This window comes from Bartonella sp. AA1HLJMS (assembly GCF_042197445.1).
Classification (GTDB): Bacteria; Pseudomonadota; Alphaproteobacteria; order Rhizobiales; family Rhizobiaceae; genus Bartonella.
The window spans coordinates 1-684 of record NZ_JBHIRW010000281.1; the positions used below are offsets into that span (position 1 = coordinate 1).

The window sequence follows — 684 nt, forward strand, 5'->3', positions numbered from 1 at the left end:
GCAATGGGGAATTGATCTCCATCCGCTCTTTGAAACACATTCCCTCCCATTTTCAATTCAACACGCTTTGGAAAACTGCCTCCCTTGATAAAACCATTGGGGTAAGATTTCTTTCTTTCCAAACAGTGTGTAAGTTACGCCGCGTTTTGTTTCGTTTGCTTTAAAAAATTTAAGAGGTATCGGTGTTCCAGAACCAATGATATCTGTCTCAAGAAACCTTGTTGTCGCCTTTTCTTTAATATAAACGCCTCTTCTTATACGCTTTATTTGGGTTGATGAGATGTCAGCAACTTGCTTTTCAGTAAAGCGTTCAACTTGTTTTGCTGCAGTGTTTAGAGCATTACGCAGAGCCCAATTAAGGCGAGGGGCTTGAGGGCTTGTGAAGGTATCTTTTGCCTGTTGAAGATACCATTTTTGGTGGATAATTAATTTCAACTTCTAAGCCTTTTTTGGGGTAGATGTTGATGGCTTGGAAGCTTTAGGTGTTTTGGGTTGTTCGAGTGGAATTTCCTCGGCTGCTGATTCAGTTGATGTTTGTACGGCTTCTTGTTCTATCTGCTTAATGTGTTCAATTGTCTTGTCGGGTTTTATTTTTGTTTGAACATCAACAAAAGGTTTAGCAGCATTTGCACGCTTGAGACGTGCGTAGACTTGATTGGAAACTTCAACAAATGGATTATTGGG

At 40.2% G+C, this 684-nt stretch carries 1 protein-coding gene and 1 pseudogene; both read right to left on the reverse strand.

Annotated elements, in window-relative coordinates; translation table 11 throughout:
* A pseudogene (locus ACFIQE_RS11195) lies at window positions 1-435 on the reverse strand (hypothetical protein); the annotation flags it as partial.
* Window positions 436-438: 3 nt separating this feature from the next.
* A partial coding sequence (locus ACFIQE_RS11200) for a hypothetical protein (protein WP_375707782.1) occupies window positions 439-684 on the reverse strand: 246 nt, incomplete at its 5' end.